This is a genomic window from Amycolatopsis acidicola (genome assembly GCF_007713735.2).
Taxonomy (GTDB): domain Bacteria; phylum Actinomycetota; class Actinomycetes; order Mycobacteriales; family Pseudonocardiaceae; genus Amycolatopsis_E; species Amycolatopsis_E acidicola.
This window is the reverse complement of sequence record NZ_VMNW02000007.1, coordinates 131,115-154,170: the sequence shown is the minus strand read 5'-3', so window position 1 is coordinate 154,170 and position 23,056 is coordinate 131,115. Positions and strand designations below refer to the sequence as shown.

The window sequence follows — 23,056 nt, the reverse complement described above, 5'->3', positions numbered from 1 at the left end:
TTGGGAGAACAGCTGTGGACTTTGAGCTGAGTGAGGATCAGGCCACGATCCGCAAGGCGGTGGCCGAGCTGGCGGGCAGATTCGACGACCAGTACTGGCTCGAGAAGGACGCCGCGCACGAGTTCCCCACCGAGTTCTACGACGCCTTCGCCCAAGGGGGCTGGCTCGGCATCACCACGCCGGAGGAGTACGGCGGGCACGGCTTCGGCATCACCGAGGCCGCCCTGCTGCTGGAAGAGGTCTCCGCGTCCGGCGGCGGGATGAACGCCGCCAGCTCGATGCACCTGTCGATCTTCGGCATGCACCCCGTGATCGTGCACGGCTCCGAGGAGCTGAAGCGGCGCACGCTGCCGCGCATCGTCAACGGCGACCTGCACGTCTGCTTCGGCGTCACCGAGCCGGGCGCGGGCCTGGACACCACGAAGATCACCACGTTCGCCCGCCGCGATGGCGACGAGTACGTGGTCAACGGGCGCAAGGTGTGGATCTCCAAGGCGGTGGAGTCGGAGAAGATCCTGCTGCTGACCCGGACCACTAAGTTCGAGGACGCCAAGAAGAAAACCGACGGGCTCACCCTCTTTCTGACCGATCTCGACCGATCCAAAGTGGACATCCGCCCGATCAAGAAGATGGGGCGCAACGCCGTCACCTCCAACGAGCTGTTCATCGATGATCTGCGGATCCCGGTCGAGGACCGCGTCGGCGAGGAGGGCCAGGGCTTCAAGTACATCCTCGACGGGCTGAACCCCGAGCGGATGCTGGTGGCCGCGGAAGCACTCGGCCTCGGCCGGGCCGCGCTGCGCACGGCGGTCCGCTACGGCAACGAGCGCGAGGTGTTCGGCCGCCCGATCGGGATGAACCAGGGGCTGCAGTTCCCGCTCGCCGACTCGCTGGCACGCCTCGACGCCGCGGAACTGGCGCTGCGCAAGGCGACCTGGCTCTACGACAACGGGAAACCCTGCGGCCGCGAGGCGAACACGGCGAAGTACCTGTGCGCCGACGGGGGTTTCCAGGCCGCGGACCGGGCGCTGCAGACCCACGGCGGGATGGGCTACTCCGAGGAGTACCACGTCGCGCGGTACTTCCGCGAAGCCCGCCTGCTCAAGATCGCACCGCTGAGCCAGGAGATGGTGCTCAACTACCTCGGCTCGCACGTGCTCGGACTGCCGAGGAGCTACTGATGTTCGGACTGGACAACCGTGCCGCGCTCGTCACCGGGGCCGGCAGCGGGATCGGCGCCGCCGTCGCCCGCGCCTTCGCCGCCGCCGGGGCGCGCGTGCTGGTCACCGACGTCGACGAGCGGGCCGCGAAAGCGACCGCGGACAGCATCGGCGAGAAGGCCGAGTACCGCGCCCTCGACGTGCGTGACGCCGCCGGCGCGGCGGCAGCGGCGAAGCAGGCGGCGGCGCTCGCGGACGGCAAGCTGCACATCCTGGTCAACAACGCCGGGGCGATCTCGCCCGCGATGTTCCCGAAGATGACCGAGGAAGCGTTCCGCCGCATCATCGACATCCATCTCATCGGCAGCTTCGTGTGCAGCCAGGCCGTGCTGGACCACCTGCCCGAGGACGGCACCGGCCGGATCATCAACGTCACCTCAGCCGCCGGGCTCGAAGGCACGATCGGCCAGGCGAACTACGGCGCCGCCAAGGCGGGCATCATCGGGCTCACCAAGTCGCTGGCCAAGGAACTGGCGCGCCGGCAGATCACCTGTAACGCGCTCGCGCCGCTGGCCGCCACGCCGATGACGGAGAACATCCGCAGCAACGAAAAGCTCGCGGCCAAGACACTCGCGCGGATTCCGCTGGGGCGCTGGGCTTATCCCGACGAGATCGCGGGCAGCTTCGTGTTCCTGGCCTCGGACGCCGCCGGGTACATCACCGGCCAGGTGCTGCCGGTCGACGGCGGGACGGTGATGTGATGCGGCACGGACGTGAAGTGCTGATCGCCGAGGCGGTGCGCACGCCGATCGGCAAGTCGCACCCCGAACGCGGCTGGTACCGCGACACGCACCCGAACGCGCTGCTCGCCGCCTGCTACACCGAACTCGTCCGGCGCACCGGACTCACCCCGGGCGCGGTCGAGGATCTCGTGATCGGCTGCACCGCGCCGTTCGGCGAGCAGTCCCGCAACATCGGCCGCAACGCGTGGCTGCAGGCGGGCTATCCGCCCGAGGTCCCGGCGGTGACGCTCGACCGCCGCTGCGGTTCGGCGCAGACGGCGATCGCGATGGGCGCGGGGCTGGTCGGCTCGGGCACCCACGACCTCGTCATCGCGGGCGGGGTCGAGCACATGGGCCACGTGCCGATCGACTCGCCGGTGAAGATCTCCGAACTGTACGGCGACCCGTGGCCGGAAGAGCTGCGCGAGCTGTATTCCTTCGTGCACCAAGGCGAAAGCGCCGAGCTGATCGCCGACCGGTGGGGTATCGGCCGCACCGAGATGGACGAGTTCGCGGTCCGCTCGCACCGGCTGGCGTCCGAAGCGCTGGCGGACGGCCGGTTCGACGCCGAGACCGTGCCCTTCGGGGAGCTGCGCGGCGACCAGAGCATCCGGCCGGGGACCGACCTGGACAAGCTGTCGGGCCTCAAACCCGCCTTCCGCAAGGAAAACGGGCGCATCACCGCCGGGTCCTCGTCACCGATCTCCGACGGCGCGGCCGCGGTCATGCTGGCCTCGCGGGACGCGGCCGCCGAGCACGGACTGCGGGCCAGGGCACGCATCCTCGACCAGACGACCGTGGGCGTGGACCCGGTCATCATGCTCACCGGCCCGATTCCGGCGACCAGGAAGATGCTGGAGCGCAACGGGTTGACCATCGGCGACATCGATCTGTTCGAGGTCAACGAGGCGTTCAGCTCGGTGGTGCTGGCCTGGGAGCGCGAGCTGAAGCCGGATATGGACCGGGTGAACGTCAACGGCGGCGCCATCGCGCTCGGGCATCCCGTCGGCGCGACCGGTTCCCGGCTGATGGCCACGATCCTGGCCGAACTGGAACGCCGCGACGCCGAACTCGGCCTCGTGACCATGTGCTGCGGTGGTGGTCTCGGCACCGCGACCCTGATCCAGCGGCTCGACGGATGATCGAGCTTTCGCGCCATATCCCCGAAGGCGCCGGAATCTGGTGGGGCCAGGCCAGCGCCGAGCCGATGCCGCTCGTGCACGCCCTGCTCGACCAGATCGGCGAACTCGGCCGGCACCGGGCGTTCTGCGGGCTCACCTGGGACAAGCGGCTCACCCGCGAGCTGCCGCCCGAGCTGGAGCTGATGTCCTACGGGGCGCTCGGCGAGCTGCGCAAGCTCAGCCGGGACGGACGGCTGACCGTCGTGCCGTGCCACTATTCCGCGCTGCCGCGCCTGTTCGCCCGGCGCGAGCTGCCGTGCGACGTCGGCCTGGTCCAGGTTTCCCCGCCCGACGCGGACGGGCTGTGCTCGCTCGGGGTCGGCGCCGACTACGCCGCCGACGCCGTCGGACACACGCGAGTGCTGCTGGCGGAGATCAACCAGCGGATGCCGGTCACCACCGGCACGCCCAAGATCCCGCTGAGCCGCTTCGCCGCGACCGTGGAGACCGACCGGCCGCTCGCCGAAGCCCCCGCCAAGGCCGCCGACGACACGGAACTGGCCCTGGCGCGGCACGTCGCCGAACTCGTCGAGGACGGCGACACGCTGCAGATGGGCGTCGGCTCGCTGCCCTCGGCCGTGCTGGACGCGCTGACCGGGCACACCGACCTGGGCTTCCACTCCGGCATGATCTCCGACGGCGTGCTGCGGCTCGTCGACAAAGGCGTCCTCACCGGCGCCCGCAAGGAAATCGACCCCGGGATCATCGTCACCGGCGCGGCACTGGGCACCGTCGAGCTGTACGAGCGGCTGCCGGAGCTGCCGGTCGAGTTCCGGCCCGCGAGCTACACGCACGCACTGTCCACTTTGGCCGGTCTGCGGTCGCTGGTCTCGGTCAACTCCGCGATCGAAGTGGACCTCACCGGCCAGGTCGGCAGCGAGGTCCGCCGCGGCGCCTACATCGGGGGAGTGGGCGGCCAGGCCGATTTCAGCCGCGCCGCCGCGTCGACCGGCGCGCGGTCGATCATCACCCTGCGGGCCCGCTCCGGCACGCACTCCACGATCGTCCCCGCCCTGCACGGCGGCGTGGTCACCACGCAGAAGTCCGATGTGGACTATGTGGTCACCGAATACGGCGCGGCCCGCCTGCGCGGCTGCGATCTTGACGAGCGCGCGCGACGGCTGATCGCCATCGCCGCGCCCGAGCACCGGGAAGCCCTGTCGAGAGGAGTCCAGCCATGACCCGGCTGCCCAGCAGCGTGCACGTCCGTGAAGTAGGCCCAAGGGACGGGTTCCAGAACGAACCAGAGCGCATCCCGACCGCGGACAAGATCCGGCTGATCAACGCGCTGGCCAGGGCCGGGCTGAAGCGCATCGAGGTGGCCAGCTTCGTGCGCCCCGACGTCATCCCGCAACTGTCCGACGGGGTCGAGGTGCTGCACGGCATCGACGTCCCGGACGACGTGCGGCTGATGGTGCTGATCCCGAACAGCCGGGGCCTGGACAACTCGCTGAAGGTGCGGGACAAGTTCCACGAGGCCGCGATCTTCGTGTCCGCGTCGGAGACGCACAACAAGAAGAACGTCAACCGCACGGTCGCCGAAACCATGGCCGACAACGACAAGATGGCCGCCCGCATCAAGGCCGAAGGGCTGGACTGCGCCGCGGTGGTCGCGACCTCCTTCGGCTGCCCGTACGAGGGCAAGGTCGACCTCGATCGCGTGCTGGGCCTCGCCGAACGCTTCGCCGAGGCGGGCGCCACCGAGATCGGGTTCGGCGACACCACGGGCATGGCGAATCCGGCCTACGTCAAGGAGTTCTTCGCCGCCGCGCTGGAACGGCTGCCCGGAGTGGAGGTCACCGCGCACTTCCACAACACCCGCGGCCAGGGGCTCGCAAACGCTTTCGCCGCACTGGAAGTGGGCTGCTCCAGCTTCGAGTCCAGCTTCGGCGAACTGGGCGGCTGCCCGGTGCCGCCGGGCTCCACCGGCAACATCGCGACCGAGGACCTGGTGAGCATGTTCCACGAAATGGGCGTGGAGACCGGGCTTTCGCTCCCCGGTCTCATCGACGCCGCCCGCGCGGCGCAGGACACCTTGGGCCGCAAGCTCACCAGCCATTCCATCGTCGCCGGACCCGTCAACTGGAACTGAGGAGTATTTCAACCATGAGCAACCGCGTCGCGCTCGTCACCGGTGGAGCGCAAGGGATCGGGCAGGGCATCGCCCTCGCCCTCGGCGAGCACAAGTTCAAGGTCGCCATCGCCGACCTCAATCTTGAAGCCGCCCAGTCGACCGCGAAGACCATCACCGAGGGCGGGGGCACCGCGCTCGCCGTGCGGACCGACATCACCGACACCGCGTCGGTGCAGGCCGCGGTCAAGACCGTGACCGACGAGCTCGGGCCGGTCGAGGTCGTGGTCAACAACGCGGGCTGGGACGACTTCATGAAGTTCGTCGACACCGACGAGGACTTCTGGAACCGCATCCTGGACATCAACTTCAAGGGCGCGCTGCGGGTCATCCAGGCCGTCGTGCCGGGCATGATCGAGCGCGGATTCGGCCGGGTGATCAACATCGGCTCCGACGCCGGCCGAGTCGGCTCCTCGCTCGAGGCGGTGTACTCGGGCGCGAAGGGCGGCATCATCGCCTTCACGAAGACGCTCGCCCGCGAGGTCGCCACCAAGGGCATCACCGCCAACGCCGTCTGCCCCGGCCCGACCGACACCCCGGCGCTGCGCAAGTTCGCCGACAGCTCGGGTCAGGACGCGGACAAGGTGCTGGGCGGGATGGTGCGCGGGGTGCCGATGAAGCGCCTGGCCAAGCCGAGCGACGTCGCGGCCGCCGTGGCGTTCTTCGCTTCCGACGCCGCCGAGTACATCACCGGCCAGACCCTGTCCGTCAGCGGCGGATTGACCATGGCATGAGCGTGGCCTGGCAGCAGGTCGGCGCCTACGACGATATCCGGCTCGACTACAGCGGGGACGGGATCGCCAAGATCACCATCTGCCGTCCGGAGGTGCGCAACGCCTTCCGGCCGCAGACGCTGGTGGAGATCTCCGACGCGCTCGACGTCGCCCGCGAGGACACCGAGATCGGCGTGATCGTCCTTACCGGGCAAGGAGATCTGGCGTTCTGCTCCGGGGGCGACCAGCGGGTGCGCGGCGACACGGGGTACCTGTCCGAGCCGGGTAAGCCCGGCCGGTTCCACGTGACCGATCTGCACGTCCAGATCCGCCGGCTGCCCAAGCCGGTCGTCGCGATGGTCGCCGGGTACGCCATCGGCGGGGGACACGTGCTGCAGCTGGTCTGCGACCTGGCGATCGTGGCGGACAACGCGCGGTTCGGGCAGTCCGGCCCGCGCGTCGGCTCGTTCGACGGCGGGTTCGGCGCGGGGCTGCTGTCGAATCTCGTGGGTGCCCGCAAGGCCAAGGAGATCTGGTTCCTGTGCCGCCAGTACGACGCGCGGCAGGCACTGGACATGGGACTGGTCAACACCGTCGTGCCGCTGGCCGACCTGGAAGCCGAAACCGTCGGCTGGTGCCGGGAAATGCTGGCGCTCTCGCCGTTCGCGCTGCGGATGCTCAAGGCCAGCTTCCACGCCGCCGAGGACGGGCTGGCCGGGATCCAGCAGCTCGCGCACGACGCCAACCTGCTGTTCTACGCCTCCGAAGAGGCCAAGGAAGGCCGCGAGGCCTACAAGGAAAAGCGTGTCCCCGACTTCGGCCGGTTCCCGCGCCGTCCCTGACGAAAGGTTGCAGGCATGAGTGACAATGTGGTCGCGCGGCGATCCGCCGCGGCGGGCATCGACGTGTGCACGCTGAAACGCCCGCCCGCGAACGCGCTGGGGCTGCCCATCATCGAGGGCCTGCAGGCGGCGCTCGACGAGGCGGCGGACGCCAAGGTCGTCGTGATCTCTTCGGAGGTCCCGGGTTTCTTCGCGGCGGGCGCCGACATCAAGCATATGTCCACTGTGGACGCGAAATCGTTCACCGAGTACGGCGACAAGCTTCGCGGCGTGCTCGACCGGCTGGCCGCCGCGGACAAGATCACGATCGCCGCCGTGGACGGGCTCGCGCTGGGTGGCGGGCTGGAGCTGGCCATGGCCTGCGCGCTGCGCGTCGGCTCGGCGTCGGCGAAATTCGGGCTGCCCGAAGTGAAACTGGGCCTGATCCCCGGTGCCGGTGGCACGCAGCGGTTGCCGCGCCTGGTCGGCCGTGGCCGCGCGCTGGACATCATGCTCACCGGACGTCAGGTGCCCGCCGAGGAAGCGCACGCGATGGGCTTGATCGACCGGCTCGTGCCCGCGGGGACGGCCGAGAAGGCGGCGCTGGAGCTGGCCGCGGAACTGGTCACGGCTTCGCTGCCCGCGCAGCGCGCGGTGATCCGCACTGTCGACGCCGCTTTCGATCTGCCCCTGGACCAGGGTTTCCGGTACGAGGTCGAGCAGGAACAGGAACTCTTCGAGTCCGGCGAGGCGAGGGAAGGGCTCACCGCCTTCCTGGAGAAACGACCGCCGAAGTTCGCCTAGGGAGTGTTGTGAAGTGGCCTGCGTAGCGGTGCGAGTAGGGGAACGACGCTTCGCGACCCGACCATTCAAACCCCCGGCGTGCCGGTCGCCGTCCTCACCGCAAGCGGCTCCGCCACTGATAGAAACAGAACCTAGCGGCGGGCCTCTCCCCAAGGAGGGAGGGGATTGGCCCCTTTGTGGGGACGCTTTTGTTCCAATGATAAGACCAAAATTTCGGGAGGACGCGTCCGTTCTTTCCCATCCGGAGTCAGCAGCACTTCCCGGCTCCCCAAGGACTGTCGAGGTAACCGTGAGGAACAAAGTCGTTCCAGCTCTTACCGCACTGCTCGCCGGAGTGGTCGTCGCCGCGTGCGGCACCCCCGGCAGCAGCGCTTCGGGAGACACCACCGGCACCGTCAAGGTCGCGATCATCCCGCCGTCCTCCGGGGCGCTGGCCCAGTTCGGGTCGGACACCGTGAAGGGCTGGCAGTACGCGGTCGACACCGTCAACGCCCAGGGCGGCGTGAACGGCAAACAGGTCGAGCTCGTCCGTATGGACACCGACGCCACGTCGGCCACCACGCTCCGCGCCGCCCGTGAAGCGGTCACCCAGCGCGGCGCCCAGTTCATCGGCGGGGTCATGACCTCCACCGAGAACGGCGCGCTCAACCAGCAGTTGGAGAGCCTCGGCGCGCTGTCGTTCAACAGCCTCGGCAAGGACGACGCGCTCACCGGAAAAGACTGCGCGGCCAACGCCTTCCGCACCGTGCAGACCAACCAGATGGACGTCAACGCCCTCGCCGGGCAGCTGCGGAACCTGCCCGGCGACAAATGGGCCGTGCAGGCGGTCGACTACTCCACCGGGCACACCGCCGCCGAGATCTTCCGGCAGGCCGCGCAGGCCGCGGGCAAGCAGGTCGTGCTGGAGCAGTACGCGCCGCTCAACACCACCGAGTTCGGGTCCTACATCACCAAGCTGCAGGCCAGCGACGCCGACGCGCTGTTCGCCGTCGAGTACGGCGCCGACGGCGTCTCCTTCGTCAACCAGGCCGCGCAGTTCAACCTGCCCGCGAAGTTCCGCACCGTGCTGGGCTTCAACATGGTCTCCGAACCGCTGTTCCCGGCGCTGGGCTCGAAGATCACCGGGTTCTACAACAACGTCGGCTACGACGTGAACGCCGCGAACCCGCTCAACCAGCAGTTCGTCCAGGGCTTCCAGCAGAAGTACGGCAGCAAGCCCTACTACGTCGAGGCCGACGCCTACCTCGCCGCCGAAACCCTGTTCGCCGGGATCCGCAAGGCGGGCAGCGCGGAACCGGACAAGGTGCGCGCGGCGCTGAACAACCTGAGCTTCGACAGCATCACGGGACAGGTGACGATGCGCGCCGGTGACCACCAGCTCGTCCGGCCCTCCTACCTCGGGCAGGTCGTGCAGGACGGTTCCGGGCTCGCCTTCAAGATCATCGCCAGCGCGCCGGGCACGCGGACGACCCCGCAGGCCGACCCGGCCTGCAAGCTGTGACGGGGTGGCCGCCGTGAACTTCGCCCAGCTGCTCAACGGGATCGTGCTCGGCTCGCTGCTGATGATCCTGTCCTCCGGGCTGGCCATGATCTACGGCCTGCGCGGGGTCACCAACTTCTCCCACGGCGCCCTCTACATGGCGGGTGCCTACCTCGCCTACAGCGTCAGCGCGCACTTCTCGTTCTGGCTCGCGCTGCTCGTGGCCCCGGCGGTGCTCGCCGTCGTGGGCGCGGTGCTGGAGCTGGTGTTCTTCCGCCGCCTGCAGCACCGTTCGCACATCGAAGTCGGCCTCGTGACCTTCGGCGTGGCGATGGCGCTGCAACGGGTCGTGGTGCTGCTCTGGGGCGAGCGCACGCTTTCCGTCTCCGCCCCGGCCGGGCTCGAAGGCACCACTTCGGTGTTCGGCGTGGACTACCCGAGCTACCGGCTGCTGATCATCGGCGTCGCGATCCTGCTCGCGGTGGCGCTGACCTGGTGGCTGCGGTCCTCGCGGCTGGGGCTGCACATCAGGGCCACCAGCCGGGACGGGCAGACCGCCCAGATCCTCGGGATCAACGCCGACCGGCTCGGCCTCGTCGTGGTCTGCCTCGGCGCGGCCCTGGCCGGTCTGGCCGGCGCGCTCGCCGCGCCTTACGTTTCGGTGGACCCCGGGATGGGCGTGACGATCCTGATCAACGTGCTCATCGTCGTCGTGATCGGCGGGGCGGGCAGCATCGCCGGTGCCATGATCGCCGGGATGGCGCTGGGCATCGTGCAGACACTCGGATCGGTGTGGCTGCCCAGTGTCTCGGTGCTGGTCCCGTACGCCGCGCTCGTCGCCGTGCTGCTGTGGCGGCCGGCCGGGCTGGCCGGAAGGCGGGCGTGAAATGAACGCGACCACGCTGTCCGTGGCCGAACCCGATCTCGGGCTCGGCATGCGGAAAACGGGACTGCACGGGAAACTTCTGGCCCGCGGGGGAGCGCTCGCGGTGATCGCCGCCGTCGCCGGGCTCGCCGTGCCTTACGTCGTCCCCGACCGGTACACGATGGGACTGCTCCTCGACGGCATCATCCTGGCCATGCTCGCGCTCGGGATCGGTTTCCTGGCAAGGCATCTGGGCCTGATCAGCCTCGGCCACACCGCGTTCTTCGGCGGCGCCGCCTACGCGCTGGCCATCGCGAACCAGCAGTGGGGCTGGGGCCCGGTGCCCGCCGCCGTCTTCGGGCTCGCGGTGGGCACGGCGCTCGCGCTCCTGATGGGACTGCTCGTGGTCCGCGCCTCCGGCATGGGGTTCCTGATGCTGACCCTCGCGCTCGGCCAGGCGCTGTACCAGTTCTGCGTGCAGACCGTCGCGCGCCCGTGGACCGGCGCCTACGACGGGCTGCAGGTCCAGTTCGGGCCAGGACAGACGTTCTTCGGGATGCCGGTGGCGTCGGTGATGAACGCGGCGCTGTTCTGGCCGGTCGTGTGGGTCGTGCTGGTGGTCGCCGCGTTCGCGCTGTGGCTGCTCGGCCGGGCCCGGTTCGGCCAGGTGCTGGAAGGGATCCGCGAGAACGAAGAGCGGATGCGCTTCTCCGGCTACGGCACCTTCCGGCCCCGGCTGACGGCGTTCGTCGTCTCCGGCGCCGTCGCCGCGCTGGGCGGGGTGCTGTTCGCGCTCAACGCCGCCTACGTCTCCCCGGACGTGCTCAGCTTCGTCAAGGCGGGCGACTCGCTGATCGCCGCGATCGTGGGCGGGCTGGGCTCGCTGGCCGGGCCGGTGGTCGGCGCGCTGGCCTACATCTGGGCGCAGGCCCAGTTCAACACCTCCGGCAACCTCCAGCTCTACACCGGGATCGCGCTGGTGCTCGTGCTGGTGTTCCTGCCCGGCGGGATCACCGGCGGGCTGGCGAAACTCGCCGTCCGGATCAAGCGGAGGGCACGCCGATGAGTCTCTTCGAAGCCACCGGGGTCGGCGTGCGCTACGGCGCCGTCCGCGCACTGGACACAGTGGACATTTCACTGGCGCCCGGCGTGGTGCACGGGGTGATCGGGCCCAACGGCGCGGGGAAGTCCACGTTCCTGGACGCGCTGTCCGGCCGGGTCCGGCTCGCGTCGGGCACCGTGCGCTACGTGGGCGAGGACATCACCCGCCGCTCGCCGCGCTGGCGGCGGCACCGCGGGATCGCCCGTTCCTTCCAGCGCACCAGCGTGTTCGGCTCGATGACCGTGCGCGCGCAGCTGGAGCTGGTCGCCCGCAGGCACGGGGCGGACGACCTCCCCGCGATCGTCGAGGCACTCGAACTCGGGCCGGTGCTCGACCGGGTGTGCGCCGAGATCGCCTACGGCACCCAGCGCGGGGTCGACCTCGCGCTCGCCCTGATCGGCGGGCCGAAGGTGGTGCTGCTCGACGAACCGTGCGCGGGCCTGGTCGCCGACGAGTCGGTGCGCCTGCTCGATCACGTGCGGGCGCTGTGCACCGAACGGGAGGTCGCCGTCGTCCTGGTCGAACACGATGTCGACGGCGTGTTCCGGGTGTGCGACGAGATCACGGTGCTGGACCTCGGATCCGTGCTGGCACGCGGCACCCCGGCGCAGGTCCGTGCCGACGAAGCCGTTGTCCGCGCCTACCTGGGGAGTGCCGCATGACTGCGATCCTGGAGTTCGACGGGGTGCGCGCCTCCTACGACGGGGCCGTGGTGCTCGACGATGTGTCGTTCGGCATCGAGGAAGGGCAGACCGTCGGGCTGGTCGGCCGCAACGGGGCCGGCAAGACGACGGCACTGCTGTCGGTCTACGGCGTGCCCGCGGTGCGCGGCACCATCCGCATCGGCGGCAAACCCGTGGGGCGGCGCCGCCACGAGCCCGCCGCGCGGGGCGTAAGCCTGGTGCCGCAAGGGAAACGCATCTTCGGCAACCTCACCGTCGAGGAGAACATCCTGCTCGGCCGCGCTTCCCGACGCCGCGGCCAGTGGACGCTGGCCGCGGTGTACGAGCTGTTCCCCAACCTCGGCCGTGGCGCGAAACGAGCGGGCACGTCGCTGTCCGGCGGGGAGCAGCAGATGCTCGCGATCGCGCGCGCCCTGCTGGCCGAACCGGTGCTGCTGATGCTCGACGAACCGACCGAGGGCCTGGCGCCGGTCGTGATCGACGAGGTCACCGCCGCGCTGCGCGAGATCCGCGCGCGCGGTACCGCGCTGCTGCTGGTGGAACAGCACATCGGCATGATCCGCGCGCTCGCGGACCGGTTTCTCGCGCTGCGCAAGGGAAAACTCGCCGCGTCCGGCCCGGTGGCCGAGCTCGGTTCACGGGAGGTACAGGAGGTGATCGCCCTGTGACGGGACCGCTGGCCGGCATCCGGGTGGTCGAGATCGGCTCGATCGGCCCCGGCCCGTTCTGCGCCATGCTGCTGGCCGACCTCGGCGCGGAAGTGCTCCGGATCGACCGTGCCGCGGGCGCGGGACTCGTCGGCCCGAACGCCGACTTCCGCACCGAGCTGCTGCACCGCGGGCGCCGCTCGGTCGCGGTCGACCTCAAGCACCCCGACGGCGCCGGGGTCGTGCTCGATCTCGTCGAACGCGCGGACGCGTTGCTGGAAGGGTTCCGGCCCGGGGTGGCCGAACGGCTGGGCATCGGGCCCGGCGACTGCCTCGCCCGCAATCCCGCGCTCGTCTACGGGCGGATGACGGGTTTCGGCCAGGACGGGCCGATGGCGCAGGCGGTCGGCCACGACCTCAACTACGTGGCGCTGTCCGGGGTGCTGTCGCTGATCGGCAGGCAAGGGCAGCCGCCGACCCCGCCGCTGAGCCTCGTCGGCGATTTCGGCGGGGGCGGTTACCTGCTGGCGCTGGGAATGCTCGCGGCCTTGCTGGAGCGCCACCGGTCCGGGAAGGGGCAGGTCGTCGACGCTTCGATGGTCGAGGGCGCGGCGTTGCTGGGCACGGCGTTCTTCGGCTTCGCGCAGACCGGCGCGTGGAACCCCGAACGCGGGACGAACCTCGTCGACAGCGGCGCCCCTTATTACGACGTCTACGAAACCGCGGACGGGCGCTGGCTTTCGGTGGCGGCACTGGAGAAGCGGTTCTACGACGATCTCGTCGACCTGCTCGGCCTCCCCGCCGATCTGCCGGATCGCGACGACCGCTCGGGGTGGCCCCGGCTGCGGAAGCTGTTCGCCGACGCCGTGCGCACCCGCACCCGGGACGAGTGGGCGGCGCTGGCCGAGGGCCGCACGCCGTGCGTGGCGCCGATGCTCGACGTGGACGAGGCGCCGGAGCATCCGCACAACGTGGCCAGGAAGTCCTTTGTGGACAAGGGAGGGCTCACCCAGCCCGCGCCTGCCCCGAAGTTCAGCCGGACCCCGGCCGCGCTCGGCCACCCGCCACCCGCGCCGGGGGAGCACACCGAGCAGGCCCTGCGCGACTGGGGCGTGAGCGGGCAGCGGGTGGACGACTGGCGGCGGTCGGGCGCGATCGCCGTCGCCGAGGAAAAGGACTGAGAATGTACGGACTGACGGCCTTCAGCTCGGGCACCGGGCCCGAGCGGTACCAGCGCCTCGCCGACCTCGCGGCCAGAGCCGAGGAGGCCGGGTTCGACGCGGTCTGGACCAACGAGCTGTACGACCGGTCGGTGACCGTGCCGCTGGCCGTGCTGGCCGGTGCCACCAGCCGCGTCCGGCTGGGCACCAACATCGCCTACGGGGTCGGCCGCACCCCGCTGGTGTGGGCCGCCGAGGCGCGGGATCTCGACGAGCTGTCCGGCGGCAGGCTGATTCTGGGGCTGGGCAACGGAACCCCGCGGATGATGGAGGACTGGCACGGCGTCAGCGGGGAGGCCCCGGCGGCGCGGATGCAGGAGCTGGTCACCGTGCTGCGCAAGCTGTGGCGCCTGCACGAGGGCCCGGTCGAGCACGAGGGCCGGTTCTACCGGGTGCGGCTCAAGCCCACCTCCGACACCCCGCCGCCGGTGCGGGAACACCTGCCGATCTGGACCGCCGGGGTCAACCCGCTGATGCTGCGCGTCGCGGGCCGGGTCTCCGACGGGCTCGTCGGCCACCCGATGTTCACCTCCGCCTATGTCGACGAGTTCGTGCGCCCTGGCCTTGCGGCAGGGCTCGCGGACTCCGGCCGCGCGGCCGGTGACGTGAAGCTGATGGGCATCCTGATGTGCGCCGTGGACGCTGACGAAGAAGCGGCCCGCCGTCGCCTCGCCTACGCCGTCGCGCAGTACGCCGCGTCCCGCGTCTACGACCGGCTTTTCGCGTTGCACGGCTGGACGGACGCGCAGGGCCGCATCCGGGAAGCGGCGAAGAACCGCGATCCCGGGGCGATGGCCGCCGCCGTGCCGGACGAAGCCATCGACGCGGTGGGCGTGGCCTGCCGCCCCGGCGAACTGAAAGACCGGGTCGCGGTGCACGCCCGCGACTACGACCACCTCAACCTCGTGAGCGTGCCCTGGGGGCTCAAACCCGACGAGGCCGAGGAAGCGACTGTGTCCATTTTGGAGGGAATGCGCTGATGGCCGATCTGAAGCCGGAAACACTCGAGTTGTCCCGGCCCGAGGACGGTGTCCTCGTCGCGACGCTCGACCGGCCGGACTCGCTCAACTCGATGACCGTCGGGATGTTCGCCGAACTCGAGGAGCTGGCGTTCGCGCTGGGCGACGACGATGACGTGCGGGTCCTGATCATCACCGGCGCCGGCAAGGCGTTCTGCGCGGGCTACGACCTCGACGACGCCGACGAGCTCGCCGGCCTGACCGCGCTGGGCATGCTGGAGCGCCAGGAACACGCCGCGCGCGCCCTGACGGCGATCAGGTCGTTGCGGATTCCGGTGATCGCCGCGGTCAACGGCGCCGCGGCCGGCGGTGGCCTCGCGCTCGCGTTGATGGCGGACATCCGGCTGGCGTCGGAGAAGGCGAAGTTCAACGCCGCGTTCGTGCGCATCGGCCTGTCGGCCGGAGACCTGGGCACGTCGTGGCTGCTGCCCCGGATCATCGGCCCGGCAAGGGCTTCGGAGATCGCGTACACCGGCCGGTTCGTCTTCGCCGAGGAAGCCGAGCGCATCGGGCTCGTCAACCGCGTCGTGCCCGGCGACTCCCTGCTGGACGAGTCGGTCGCGATGGCGCGCCAGATCCGGGCCAACTCCCCGGGCGGCGTGCAGCTGTCCAAACGCGCGCTGCAGGCCAACCTGGAGATCACCTCCTACGCGGCGGCGCTGGAGCTGGAGAACCGCGGGCAGGCGCTGCTCACCCGTGGCGAGGACATGCCCGAAGCGCTCGCCGCCTTCAAGGAGAAGCGCGCGCCGAAGTTCACCGGACGCTGAGGAGGGCGACGTGCTCGACTTCGAAATCCCGGAGCTGGAGACGCTGCGGATCGAGGAACCCGAAGAGGGCATCCTGGTGCTGCGGATCGACCGGCCGGACCGGATGAACTCCATGACCGTCGGCATGTTCGGCGAGTTCCTCCGCGCGGCCAGGGCGATGCGGGACAGCAAGGCCCGCGCGCTGATCCTGACCGGCACCGGCGAACGCGCTTTCTGCGCGGGCTTCGACCTCGACGAGATCGACGTGATCACGCGCATGGGCGTGCGGGAGTTCCTGCACTTCCAGGAAACCGCCACCGGCGGCCTCGCCGCGCTCCGCGAACTGCCGTTCCCGGTGATCGCCGCGGTGCACGGCGCCGCGGCGGGTGGCGGCCTTTCGCTCGCGCTGGCGGCCGACATCCGGCTCGCCGCGCCGACGGCGAAGTTCAACGCCGCGTTCGTGAAGGTCGGGCTTTCGGCGGGGGAGCTGGGCACCTCGTGGCAGCTGACCCGGCTCGTCGGCCCGGGGCGGGCGGCCGAAATCGCTTACACGGCAAGGATCGTGGGCGCCGAGGAGGCCGAGCGGATCGGCCTCGTCAACCGGGTGGTGCCGAGCGAGGATCTTTTCGGCGAGGCACTGGCGACCGCGCGGCAGATCTCCGGAAACTCGCCCGGCGGCGTCCGGATGTCCAAGCGGGCGTTGCAGCGCAACCAGGAGGTCGCGACGTACGCCGGGGCACTGGAGCTGGAGAACCGCGGGCAGGCGCTGCTGACCCGCTGCGAGGACATGACCGAGGCACTGGCGGCGTTCAAGGACAAGCGCGCGCCGCAGTTCACAGGCAAGTAAGGGGCGAACCATGGTGACACTGGGCGACATCGACCCCGGCTTCGGGCCGGACGACGATCTGCGGCACCGGCCGGAACCGGGCGGCCGGATGCGGGACTCCCTGTTCTGGGAGCTGATCATGCCGGACGAGCGGCTCGGCATGCAGGTGTATCTGTACCTGACCGACCGCGGCAAGACCGGCTACAACGTGTCGGTCTGGGGCCCGGACGCCGAACCGCTCGCGCTGAAGCTCGAGCAGGGCACCGTCGGCGACGACATGGACCTGGACAACTTCGAGTTCCGTGGCCTCACGGTGAAGCAGCCGGAGCTGCGCCGCACCGCGCAGGTCGGCTACACCAGCGACGAGGTCAGGCTGCAGTTCGACTTCACCGCGCTGCACGACGCTTTCAGCTACCGGAGCAACCCCGACGGGCTGCCGTCGTGGTTCGCCGCGAACCGGCTGGAACAGACCGGCCACGTGACCGGCTTCCTGGAGGTCGGCGACCGGCGGATCACCTGGGACCGCAAGGGACATCGCGACCATTCCTGGGGGACCCGGAACTGGGGCGTGCCGCACCACTGGAAGTGGTTCATCGCCTACACCGAATCCGGCCGCGTGGTGAACGGCTGGATCTGGATCGCGCGCGGCGAATGGGGTTTCGCCGGCTACGTCGTCAAGGACGGCGTGACCGTGCCGGTGTCGCACATCAAGCACCACGCCGAATACCACGACGACATGACGCAGAAGCGGCTCGAAGCCGACGTCGTGGACATCACCGGCGAGACCACCCGGCTGGTGATGGACTCCTACGGGACCATCAAGCTCCCCACCCGCGACCCGATGGGCACGGTGATCACCGAGGCCGCCTGCGACGTCACCATCGACGGGGAAGCGGGCGCCGGGCAGTTCGAGACGCACTGGCCCGGCCAGTACCTGCGGCACCTGATCGAGAGCGGTCGATGAGCTGGGACTGGAGCGACGAGCAGCGCAACCTGCTGGCGGATTTCCTCGCCAGGAAGGGGATCTGCAGCGGCCCGGTCACGACGTCGCGGATCGGGGACGGGCACTCCAACCTGACGTTCCTGGTCGGCGACGGCAAACATCGGGCGGTCGTGCGGCGGCCCCCGCCCCCGCCGATCCCGCCGGGAGCCCACGACATGCTCCGCGAGGCGAAGCTGATCGACGCGCTGGCCGGGACCGACGTGCCGGTCGCCGACGTGCTGGCGGTGGCGCAGGCGGGCGAGGTCCTCGATGTCCCGTTCTACGTCATGAGTTACGTCGAGGGCCCCGTGATCACCGAGCGCACTCCGGACGCGCTGAGCGCCCCGGAGGACCGGCGGCGGATCGGGGAGTCCCTTGTGGACACTCTGGTCGCGCTGCATTCGGTGGACTGGGCGGGGCGCGGGCTGGCGGGTCTCGGGCGTCCGGAGGGGTTCAACGCCCGGCACTTCCGCCGCATGGGCAGGCTGATCGCCGATTCCGACGGCAAACCGCCGGCGGAGTTCGCCGGGATCGACGCCTGGCTCGCCGCGCACGTCCCGCCCGAGTCCGGCGCCACCATCGTGCACAACGACTACCGGCTGGGAAACGTGATCGTGGCACCGGATTCGCCGGGCCGGGTCCTGGCCGTGCTCGACTGGGAACTGGCCACCCTCGGTGACCCGCTGTTCGACGTCGGCTACTTCCTGGCGTCGTGGCCAGCGGCCGGGCAGCCCAGGACGCCGACCGAGGAGCTGGGCACGGCGGCGCTGGAGGAGGGGTATCCCACCCGGGACGAGCTCGCCGCGCGGTATGCCGCGAGCACCGGGCGCGATCTGTCCACTCTGGACTGGTACACCGCGCTGGCGTTGTGGAAACTGGCCGTGCTCTACGAATACGGCCGGCGTCGCGCGGTGCAGGGCATCGGCGACGAGTACTACGCCGACGCCGGGCTCGTGAAGTCCTTCCTGGCCGCGGCGGAGGCGGTCGCGTCATGACCAGGACGATCACCGGCGCCGCGGCGGACCTGCGAGCCGGGAGGGTCACCGCGGCAGAGCTGGTGGAGGAGGCGATCGCGCGGGCTGAGGCCGACGACGCCGTGCTGGGGGTGTTCCTGCACCGCGACGATGACGCCGCCCGCCAGGCCGCTCAGGCGGCCGACGAACGGTTCGCGCGTGGTGAGCCCGTGGGCCCGCTCGACGGGATTCCCTTGGGTGTCAAGGACATCTTCGCCTGCGAAGGCGGTCCCACGACCGCGCAGAGCCTGGTACTGGACAGTGCGTGGGCCGAGGGCATCGGGGACGCGCCGGCCGTCGCGCGGTTGCGGGCGGCGGGTGGGATCGTGCTGGGGAAACTGTCGACGATGGAGTTCGCGCTGGGGGTGCCCGATCCCGGGAAGCCGTTCCCGGTGCCGCGCAACGCCTGGAACGCCGACCATTACGCCGGGGGTTCCAGCTCGGGCTGTGGGAGCGGGGTGGCTTCCGGGATGGTGCTGGGGGCGCTGGGTTCCGACACCGCGGGCAGCATCCGGATGCCGGCCGGGTTCAACGGCGTCACGGGACTGAAGCCGACGTTCGGCCGGGTGCCGAAGGCGGGCATGGTGCCGTTGAGCTACACGCTCGACCACGCGGGCCCGCTCGCCCGGAGCGCGGAGGACTGCGCGCTGCTGTTGTCGGTGCTGGCCGGTCATGATCCGGCTGATCCGTACGCGTCTTTCGTGGAGCCGGGGGATTATCCGGGTGGGCTCACCGGCGACCTTCGCGGCGTGCGGGTCGGGTTCGATGATCTCGACCGCTTCGCGGCTCTTGCCGATCCGGACGCCTCCCGCCGCTTCGCCGCGATGCTGGCGCTTCTCGAAGACGCGGGCGCCGAGCTGGTTCCGGTCGAGTTGCCGATGTACCCGGAGTTGCAGGCGATCGATTCCCTCGTGATGCTCGCCGAGGCGCTCAGTTATCACGCGGGGGATCTGCGTTCCCGGGGCAGTGACTACGGGCAGGCGACCCGCGTGCTGTTGAGCAGCGCGCGGGCGATCACCGCGACGCACTATCTGCAGGCGATGCGCGTGCGGCGGGTCGGGCAGGCGCGGATGGATGCGCTGCTGGGGACCGTGGACGTGGTCGCCACCCCGATGGGGCACCTCGGCGCCCCGTCGCTCGCGGAGATCACCGGCCTCGACCCGACGGGCGTGATGACCTCGCTGCACACGGCTTACTGGAATCCCTTGGGGAACCCGGTGCTCGTCGTGCCGATGGGCCTGGCCTCGGATGGGTTGCCACTGGCGTTGTCCTTGGCCGGTCGCCGATTCGAGGAGGCGCTGGTGCTGCGAGCCGGGGACGCGGTGCAGCAGCGCAGCGGGTTCCACCTGGAGATCCCGCCCGCTCCTGGGCGCGGCGCTCCGATGCGGGTGCCCGAAGGCGCGGAGGACGCGGTGATCGCCGGGATCTCGGCCGCGCTGGCGGAGTTGGGTGAGTCGCTGGCCGACGTCGGTGAGGCACGGTATGCCGCTCCCAGCGGAGGTTTCGACTGCGGGCGTTGACCGGGGCGACCGGTGCGGTGGCTGCCAGTCGTTCAGTCCCCATCGGACAGTGATGGCGGGCCCCGCGAACGTGCCCAGCTTGGCGCGGCGGTGCGGCGGGTCCCTCTCGCTGCCCCGCCCGCTCCCGGTTCCGGCGTCGCCGATGCCGGTCGCCTCCCAGCGCGCCGAGGACGAAGGCGACCGCCGAGGTGTTGGTCGCGCTGGCGGAGCCGCTGAAAGGGAGCCGCCGTCGCCGTGGCTCCCAGCTGTTTCAGCCGCTGCGTTCGGCGGGTCACTCTCGCTGTCCCACCTCTCGCGTCCGATGCCGCGTCGAGCACGAGGCAGTCTCCAGGATCGTCGGCCGCGCTGGCGGAGCCGCCTGGCTGGGGGCCGCCTTGCGGTGGCCCCCAGTACCTTCAGACGCTGCGCTGTGCTTTCGCCGCGGCGCTGGCTTTTTGGCTCTGTTCCCTGATCTCCGCCCAGTCCTCATCGGACAGTGAGGTCAGGCCCGCGAACGTGCCCGGGCCGGCGAGGCGCTGGCCGCCGTCCATGGCGATCGTGTCGCCGGTCAGGTACGGGCAGGCATCCGAGAGCAGGAACATCGTCAGGTTCGCCAGTTCCTCGACGGTCCCCATCCGCCCCATCGGGACCTGGTCGGCCTGCGTCGCCCCGACCGCGCTCTTGTCGGTCGGGTTCAGCATCTCCCACGCGTAGTCGGTCGGGATCGGCCCGGGCGCCAGCGCGTTGAGCCGGATCCCGTACTTCGCCCACTCCACCGCGAGCGACATCGTCATGGCGTGCACGGCCGCCTTGGCCATCGCCGAGGGCACCACGAACGCCGAACCGCTCCACACCCACGTCGTCAGCGTGGACAGCACCACCCCGGGCAGCCCCTGCTCGATCCACCGGCGCCCGGCCGCGTGCGTGGTGTTGAACGAACCGTTCATCACCGTGGAGCTGACCGCCTCGAAACCCCGTGCGCTCAAGGACTTCGTGGGCGAGATGAAGTTCGCGGCGGCGTTGTTGACCACCCCGGTCAGCGGCCCGTGCGCGGACCAGATCTCGTCCATCGCGGCGTCGACGAGGTCGGCCCGCCGCACGTCGACCGTCTGGAAGTGCGCGGCGCCCGCTTCCGCCGCGGCCTCGGCCAGCACCGCCTCGCGGCGGCCCCAGAGGTGCACCTGCGCGCCGTGCGCGGTGAGGTACTGGGCGACACCCCGGCCGAGCCCGGTGCCGCCACCGGTGATCAGGACGCGGTGGCCCGCCAGCAGATCGGGGGCGAATACGGACTTCGTCATGCGGTGGTCCTCCGTGGTCAGAGCCCGAGGCTCTTGCTGATGATCTCGCGCTGGATTTCGTTGGTCCCGCCGTAGATCGGCGGCGCCAGCGCCTTGCGGACCTGGCCCTCCATGCCGTATTCGCGGGCATAGCCGTAGCCGCCCATCAGCTGCATGGCTTCCAGCGCGGTGTGCTTGGCGATCTCGGTGCACTTGAGCTTGGCCATCGAGCCCTCGCGCGTCAGCTGGTCCTCCTCGCCCGCGTCGATGCGGGCCGCCACGTCGTAGACGAACGCCTTGGCGTAGGCGATTTCGGTGGCCAGCTCGGCGATCCGGTGCCGCACCGCCTGGAAACTGCCGATGGCGCGGCCGAACTGCTCCCGCTGCTTGACGTAGCCCAGCACGTCGTCGAGCGACCGTTCGGCGGCGCCCAGCGACATCGCGGCGATGATCAGCCGTTCCACGCTCAGCCCGCGCATCAGGTGCTTCCACGCCTGACCGGCCTCGCCGACGACGTTCGCGACGGGGATCCGCACGCCGGTGAAGAACAGGTCGTTGACCGTATGCGCTTCCATCGTCTCGATGGGCCGGATCTCCAGCCCCGGCACGTCGGTCGGCACGATCAGCAGCGTCAGGCCCTGGTGCTTCGGGCCGCTCGAGTCCGTGCGGGCCAGCAGCAGGAGGTGCTTGGCCACGTGCGCCGCCGAAGTCCACGTCTTCTGCCCGTCGATGACGTAGTGGTCGCCGTCGAGCGTGGCCTTGATCCGCACCGAGCCGAGGTCCGATCCCGCTCCCGGCTCCGAGAGCGCGATCGCCTCCAGCTCGCCCGCGCAGATCCCGCCGAGGATGTCCTTCTTCTGATCCTCGGTGCCGTACCGCAGATACGTCTGCGCCGCGGTCAGCCCGGTCGAGTAAGCGGTGATCGGGGCCAGCCCGCGCGAGGTCTCTTCGAGGAAGAGGCACTCGTCGACCATGCCGGCCCCACCGCCGCCGTACGCCTCGGGAATCGAGACGCCGAGCCAGCCCTGCGCGGCGAGCTTGCGCAGGATCTCCGGGCTGTTCGACAGCTTCCCGCCGTCGGTGAGCTCGTCCCGCTGGGCGAGTGTCCCGCATTCGGCCGCGCAGAACGCGCGCACCGCGGCGGCGAAGCCTTCCTGTTCCTTCGTGAACCGCATCCTGATAACGCTCGTTCCCGCTCAGTGGCCGCGGAACGGCGAGAAGTCGGGCTTGCGCTTTTCGTTGAACGCGTTGATACCCTCGGCGGCCTCCGCGGATTCGCCGAACGAGTGCAGGTAGGAGTACGCCAGCTGCCCGGTGCTCGCGAACTGCTCGGTGTCGGTGTTGAACGACTGCTTGAGCACCTTGAGCGCCGTGGGGGACAGGGAGAGGATCTCGTCGGCCCAGGCGCGCACCTCCTTGTACAGGTCCTCCTGCGGCACGACGCTGTTGACCAGGCCCCAGTTCTCCATCTGGGCGGCGGTGTAGCGGCGGCAGAGGAACCACACTTCGCGGGCGCGCTTCTCGCCGAGGATGCGGGCGAGGTAGCCGGTGCCGAACCCGGCGTCGAAGGAGCCGACGCGCGGCCCGTTCTGGCCGAACTTCGCGGTGTCGGCGGCGATCGTGAGGTCGCACAGCACGTGCAGGACGTGGCCGCCGCCGATGGCGAAGCCGTTGACCGCGGCGATCACCGGCTTGGGCACGTCGCGGATGACGTGGTGCAGCGCGTCGATCTCGAACAGCCCGGAGTCCGACGGGCCGTAGTCGCCGGTCTCGGCGCGCTGCTTCTGGTCGCCGCCGGTGCAGAAGGCCTTGTCCCCGGCGCCGGTCAGGCAGATCACGCCGACCTCGCCGCTGCCCCACGCCTTCTTGAACGCCTTCACCAGCTCGTCGACGGTGCGGGCGCGGAACGAGTTGTACCGCTCCGGCCGGTTGATGGTGATCCAGGCCAGGCCGTCCTCGACCTTGTAGCTGATGTCGGTGAACTCGTCCATGGAATCCGCGTTCCTTTCGGCGTTGGAAGAACAGGCCAGCGGCGGCGCTCTGGCGCTCGCCGTGTCAGACCGAATCTAGGTCTGTGAACGAGCGTTATCAAGAGTGCCGCCGCC

Annotated in this window: 23 protein-coding genes; 20 read left to right on the top strand and 3 right to left on the bottom strand. The window is 70.3% G+C overall.

Annotated elements, in window-relative coordinates; genetic code table 11:
- Positions 1-14: 14 nt before the first annotated feature.
- The 20 genes from FPZ12_RS07840 (at position 15) to FPZ12_RS07745 (ending at position 19,695) form a co-directional block, all read left to right on the top strand.
- A complete protein-coding gene (locus tag FPZ12_RS07840; RefSeq protein ID WP_144757527.1) occupies positions 15-1,181 on the top strand; it encodes an acyl-CoA dehydrogenase family protein in 1,167 nt (388 codons plus the stop codon).
- A complete protein-coding gene (locus tag FPZ12_RS07835) occupies positions 1,181-1,921 on the top strand; it encodes an SDR family NAD(P)-dependent oxidoreductase (protein ID WP_144757528.1) in 741 nt (246 codons plus the stop codon). Before FPZ12_RS07840 ends, FPZ12_RS07835 begins: the two co-directional genes overlap by 1 nt.
- Positions 1,921-3,084, top strand: a complete 1,164-nt coding sequence (locus FPZ12_RS07830; RefSeq protein WP_144757529.1) for a thiolase family protein — start codon at positions 1,921-1,923, stop codon at positions 3,082-3,084. The genes FPZ12_RS07835 and FPZ12_RS07830 overlap by 1 nt, the downstream gene beginning before the upstream one ends.
- Positions 3,081-4,304 carry an acetyl-CoA hydrolase/transferase family protein gene (locus FPZ12_RS07825; protein ID WP_144757530.1) on the top strand — a complete coding sequence of 408 codons (1,224 nt, stop codon included), beginning with the start codon at positions 3,081-3,083 and terminating at the stop codon, positions 4,302-4,304. Before FPZ12_RS07830 ends, FPZ12_RS07825 begins: the two co-directional genes overlap by 4 nt.
- A complete protein-coding gene (locus FPZ12_RS07820) occupies positions 4,301-5,215 on the top strand; it encodes a hydroxymethylglutaryl-CoA lyase (RefSeq protein WP_144757531.1) in 915 nt (304 codons plus the stop codon). The genes FPZ12_RS07825 and FPZ12_RS07820 overlap by 4 nt, the downstream gene beginning before the upstream one ends.
- 14 nt (positions 5,216-5,229) lie before the next feature.
- The gene (locus FPZ12_RS07815; RefSeq protein WP_150980217.1) at positions 5,230-5,988 is read left to right on the top strand and encodes an SDR family NAD(P)-dependent oxidoreductase; all 759 of its coding nucleotides are present in this window, start codon (positions 5,230-5,232) and stop codon (positions 5,986-5,988) included.
- On the top strand, positions 5,985-6,809 hold the full coding sequence (menB, locus tag FPZ12_RS07810) for a 1,4-dihydroxy-2-naphthoyl-CoA synthase (protein ID WP_144757158.1): 825 nt from the start codon (positions 5,985-5,987) through the stop codon (positions 6,807-6,809). Before FPZ12_RS07815 ends, menB begins: the two co-directional genes overlap by 4 nt.
- Positions 6,810-6,824: 15 nt before the next feature.
- Positions 6,825-7,592: an enoyl-CoA hydratase-related protein gene (locus FPZ12_RS07805; RefSeq protein WP_144757160.1), complete on the top strand. Its 768-nt coding sequence runs from the start codon at positions 6,825-6,827 to the stop codon at positions 7,590-7,592.
- A 289-nt stretch (positions 7,593-7,881) separates the two neighbouring features.
- A complete protein-coding gene (locus FPZ12_RS07800) occupies positions 7,882-9,093 on the top strand; it encodes an ABC transporter substrate-binding protein (protein ID WP_166462630.1) in 1,212 nt (403 codons plus the stop codon).
- A gap of 13 nt (positions 9,094-9,106) precedes the next feature.
- Positions 9,107-9,958, top strand: a complete 852-nt coding sequence (locus FPZ12_RS07795; protein WP_144757164.1) for a branched-chain amino acid ABC transporter permease — start codon at positions 9,107-9,109, stop codon at positions 9,956-9,958.
- 1 nt (position 9,959) lies between these two features.
- On the top strand, positions 9,960-11,003 hold the full coding sequence (locus FPZ12_RS07790; protein ID WP_144757166.1) for a branched-chain amino acid ABC transporter permease: 1,044 nt from the start codon (positions 9,960-9,962) through the stop codon (positions 11,001-11,003).
- Complete coding sequence (locus tag FPZ12_RS07785; protein ID WP_144757168.1) at positions 11,000-11,701, top strand: ABC transporter ATP-binding protein; 702 nt, start codon at positions 11,000-11,002, stop codon at positions 11,699-11,701. The genes FPZ12_RS07790 and FPZ12_RS07785 overlap by 4 nt, the downstream gene beginning before the upstream one ends.
- A complete protein-coding gene (locus FPZ12_RS07780; RefSeq protein ID WP_144757170.1) occupies positions 11,698-12,390 on the top strand; it encodes an ABC transporter ATP-binding protein in 693 nt (230 codons plus the stop codon). The genes FPZ12_RS07785 and FPZ12_RS07780 overlap by 4 nt, the downstream gene beginning before the upstream one ends.
- The gene (locus FPZ12_RS07775) at positions 12,387-13,550 is read left to right on the top strand and encodes a CaiB/BaiF CoA transferase family protein (RefSeq protein WP_144757172.1); all 1,164 of its coding nucleotides are present in this window, start codon (positions 12,387-12,389) and stop codon (positions 13,548-13,550) included. The genes FPZ12_RS07780 and FPZ12_RS07775 overlap by 4 nt, the downstream gene beginning before the upstream one ends.
- Positions 13,551-13,552: 2 nt before the next feature.
- Entirely contained in the window at positions 13,553-14,569 is a 1,017-nt protein-coding gene (locus tag FPZ12_RS07770) for an LLM class flavin-dependent oxidoreductase (RefSeq protein ID WP_208025781.1), read from the top strand.
- Positions 14,569-15,375 carry an enoyl-CoA hydratase/isomerase family protein gene (locus FPZ12_RS07765; protein ID WP_144757173.1) on the top strand — a complete coding sequence of 269 codons (807 nt, stop codon included), beginning with the start codon at positions 14,569-14,571 and terminating at the stop codon, positions 15,373-15,375. The genes FPZ12_RS07770 and FPZ12_RS07765 overlap by 1 nt, the downstream gene beginning before the upstream one ends.
- Positions 15,376-15,385: 10 nt before the next feature.
- The gene (locus tag FPZ12_RS07760) at positions 15,386-16,201 is read left to right on the top strand and encodes an enoyl-CoA hydratase/isomerase family protein (RefSeq protein ID WP_144757175.1); all 816 of its coding nucleotides are present in this window, start codon (positions 15,386-15,388) and stop codon (positions 16,199-16,201) included.
- A 10-nt stretch (positions 16,202-16,211) separates the two neighbouring features.
- Positions 16,212-17,144 (top strand): DUF7064 domain-containing protein, encoded by a 933-nt coding sequence (locus FPZ12_RS07755; RefSeq protein ID WP_144757177.1) that lies wholly within the window; start codon positions 16,212-16,214, stop codon positions 17,142-17,144.
- On the top strand, positions 17,141-18,157 hold the full coding sequence (locus tag FPZ12_RS07750; RefSeq protein WP_144757179.1) for a phosphotransferase family protein: 1,017 nt from the start codon (positions 17,141-17,143) through the stop codon (positions 18,155-18,157). Before FPZ12_RS07755 ends, FPZ12_RS07750 begins: the two co-directional genes overlap by 4 nt.
- A complete protein-coding gene (locus FPZ12_RS07745) occupies positions 18,154-19,695 on the top strand; it encodes an amidase (protein ID WP_144757181.1) in 1,542 nt (513 codons plus the stop codon). The genes FPZ12_RS07750 and FPZ12_RS07745 overlap by 4 nt, the downstream gene beginning before the upstream one ends.
- 395 nt (positions 19,696-20,090) lie before the next feature.
- Here FPZ12_RS07745 and FPZ12_RS07740 read toward each other — a convergent pair whose 3' ends face one another.
- Genes FPZ12_RS07740 through FPZ12_RS07730 form a run of 3 tightly spaced genes read right to left on the bottom strand, consistent with a single transcriptional unit; the run spans position 20,091 to position 22,942 of the window.
- Positions 20,091-20,972 carry an SDR family oxidoreductase gene (locus tag FPZ12_RS07740; protein ID WP_144757183.1) on the bottom strand — a complete coding sequence of 294 codons (882 nt, stop codon included), beginning with the start codon at positions 20,970-20,972 and terminating at the stop codon, positions 20,091-20,093.
- 17 nt (positions 20,973-20,989) lie between these two features.
- Complete coding sequence (locus tag FPZ12_RS07735; protein ID WP_144757185.1) at positions 20,990-22,126, bottom strand: acyl-CoA dehydrogenase family protein; 1,137 nt, start codon at positions 22,124-22,126, stop codon at positions 20,990-20,992.
- Between the two features lie 21 nt (positions 22,127-22,147).
- On the bottom strand, positions 22,148-22,942 hold the full coding sequence (locus FPZ12_RS07730) for an enoyl-CoA hydratase-related protein (protein ID WP_144757187.1): 795 nt from the start codon (positions 22,940-22,942) through the stop codon (positions 22,148-22,150).
- Positions 22,943-23,056: the final 114 nt, after the last annotated feature.